Origin of the sequence: uncultured Cetobacterium sp. (assembly GCF_947039425.1) — a bacterium.
In the GTDB taxonomy this organism is placed as follows: Bacteria; Fusobacteriota; Fusobacteriia; order Fusobacteriales; family Fusobacteriaceae; genus Cetobacterium_A.
In genome coordinates this window covers 1-3,068 of record NZ_CAMQYW010000241.1, presented here as the reverse complement: position 1 = coordinate 3,068, position 3,068 = coordinate 1, and the positions used below count along the sequence as shown (strand labels likewise).

Below are 3,068 nucleotides of genomic sequence, written 5' to 3'. Positions count from 1 at the left end.
CGCGTGTCTGGTGATTCTAGTTAATAATCTAAATTTACTTCTTCATTTATTAAAGCCATTCCTTTAAGTTTTCCACCACTTGTTATTACTTTGAATCCAAGTTGATCTATTCCATAATTAGGATTTTTATCTTTAGAGAATCCGCCTTTCTTTTTGTCAGAAATATAATAATATTCTCCTGGAACAAATTCTCTTCCATTATCATCTCTAGCACTATCAGAAATTTCAAAGTTACCTTTAGTTATTATAATAAAGTTATCTTTATCCACTTTTAACGCTATAGCATCAGCAATTTTATTATCTTTCAAATCTGAAAGTTCCCACACTATTCCATTGTGATAAACAGCATCTAGTAAGAATTGGTGATTTAGTAAATGTTCTTTTATAAAGTTATTTTTATACAATCTTTCATAGTCAGATATTGTTGATTCTAATTCAGATAGTCTTTCTTTGTTCTTTAAATCTGCTTCTACTAATTTAGCAACATTTTCTATAAGTCCATTTACAGCTTCTACTCCAACAACACTACCTTTATCATCAAGAGCAAAATGTGAAAATAAATTATAATTTGTCTCTTCAGTAAGAAGTAATTGACCTTTTATCTTTCCGTTAACTAACATAGTTTTCATAGCCAGTTGTTCAACACCTTCTTGGTTTCTTTCTCTGCATAAGTAACCATTAAGTTTTTGAGATACAAAATAATATTCTCCTATTCTTATTCTTTCTCCATCTTCATCCTTGACATCAGAATTGATATCAATCACTCCATTAAAATAAACTCTGAATTTATCTTTAGTTATGCTTACAGCAAATCCATCAGCCGTATGTTCTTTTCCTAAATCAGCTACTTTCCATACTCCATCAAAGAAACACACAAGTTTATTATGAAAATTATGTCCTGACATTTCTACATCAACTGATACAGCATTAATAGGATTATCTTCTGTAGCAACTCTTGAGTTAAGTATATCCATTCCATCTGAATCAAAACTAGCTATAGATTTATCATTAACATAAAATACTAATTTTTCTCCCTCTACATTAACACCAAACTTATCAGATAAAGTTAAATCATATTTAGCTTCTGATTTAGTTTTTACCCCTAAATTTTCAGAAGTATTTATAGGTTTGTTAAATTCAATGAAATCTTTATATATGCTTATTATTCTTTCTTTATTAAACATAAAACTAAGTAGATCTTTTTCATCTATTTTGTTAGAAGCTATTTTAAAGCTATTATCTTCATCAACTTGAAATTTTATTCCAACCTCATTCTTTAAAGTGTTTACTGGAAATAAAAGATCTCCTAGAATTTCAGATCCATATCTATTAACATAATTGGCCACCATATTTCTATAGAATTCTCTTGCACCTTCAAGTGATAAAATTTTATTAGCAAGTTGTTCTTTAGTCATGATCTCAACATCATTATCATTCTTAAATTCTTTACTTTGATTTTCTTTTAATAGAACTTCATTGTAAAGATTTATAGCTCCTTCTTGCGATAATGCCAACTTCTGTGAAGGGTGTTCTTTAATATTCTTGTATAGGCTTGTCAACTCATCAAATCCTATTGTTTCATCAGTTAATCTTTTGTATAATTTATTAGCTCCGTATTGAGAAAATGGTGCATCTTCACTTGGATTCTTTAAATCAAAATCATCAAGTACATTTTCTTTATTTACAAAATTTTCTATCAAATATTTATATAAATCATTTATTGCTTTTTGGCTTACTACAGTTTTTTCAATGACTTCCTTTGGATTATAATCATCAGATATTTTTTTTAAATCTATCTTGTTTTTTTCAATATAATCAAATAATAATTTTGCTCCATATTGAGATAAAACCATTTCAGTATCTATCTCTTTAGGATTGTATTCATTTGTCAACTTTGATTTTAATGCTTTTTTATTTAATTCTTTAGTGATTTCCTCTATACTAAGTAGCTTCACTGTTGAAGTTTTATTTTCCATTTTTCCTCCATTAATTTATATTTAATCTTTTCATATCATCACTATAGTTAATTTCTTTTATGATTATTTTCGATTTAATCATTATGTCATTTACTGGACTTATAACAAATCTTTCATTTTTTTTATAAGCAGTGATAAGTTGATTTCCACAAAGCATATTTATATATAAATTATCATCAGTTAGATAAGAGTTATTCACTAATATCAATTTGGCAAACTTATTAGTCTCAAGTTGATATAGTTCTATTTCTTCCATACACACTTTAGGTAATAAAATTTCATAGTATGTGTCTTTTTTTAATTCTTTAACAATGTTAAACATCTGTATATTATTTATCATTTGTGGTTCATCTTTTTTTATTTTTTCTAAACCTATAGATAACCCATCACTTAAAAATGTTCCTAACTTGTAATCTCCTGAAACATTATTGTATTTATCAGAGAAGAATAAACTGTCTCCTGCTTTTATATTAATTCCATAAAGGTTTTTGTATTTATCTATGCTTGTAACTTCATATGGGAGAAATGTAGACTTAGCAATAACATAATGGTTTAATTTATCACCTAAATCTTTAAACTCCTTTATAACAACTCCTATGATGTTATTTTGATTACTACTAAACTTCACAAAATCTTTTCCATTGTGAGATATTATATCCCCTATCATAAAAACTTCTGGAGAATCAAATTCTATGTTTGTTTGTTCTGCTATTTCACTTGCCATATTCTCATTTTCAGATTTCCCATTAAGACCAATTCTCTCTATACCCATCTTTATATCAACATAAACACCATAGTTAACTTTTATAGCCACTGCCTTTTCTATGTTATTTTTTTTATTTGTTGAAATTGCCCCTTTGTGTTGTAGAAACAAAGTTGACCCAATTGGACAATTAAGTAAAACTCCTTCTATAAATCCACTTGTTACGACTTTTATTGAGTTTTCTGTTACTTTAGATACTATTCCAAAAACTTCTGAATTTTCTATATGTTCACTACTAGCTTTAACAAGAATACCTTTCTCATTCATATTTACAGCATCAAATTTAGTTAGATTACTACCCGTTTGATATGAAGTATAAGTTGTACTTG

2 protein-coding genes are annotated in these 3,068 nt (G+C 27.2%); both read right to left on the bottom strand.

Translation table 11 applies throughout. From position 1 onward, the window contains the following. Window positions 1-20: 20 nt before the first annotated feature. Complete coding sequence (locus Q0V09_RS09845; RefSeq protein WP_297489074.1) at window positions 21-1,976, bottom strand: hypothetical protein; 1,956 nt, start codon at window positions 1,974-1,976, stop codon at window positions 21-23. A gap of 10 nt (window positions 1,977-1,986) precedes the next feature. Beyond that, the coding region (locus Q0V09_RS09840) for a hypothetical protein (RefSeq protein ID WP_297489071.1) at window positions 1,987-3,068 on the bottom strand (1,082 nt) is incomplete at its 5' end.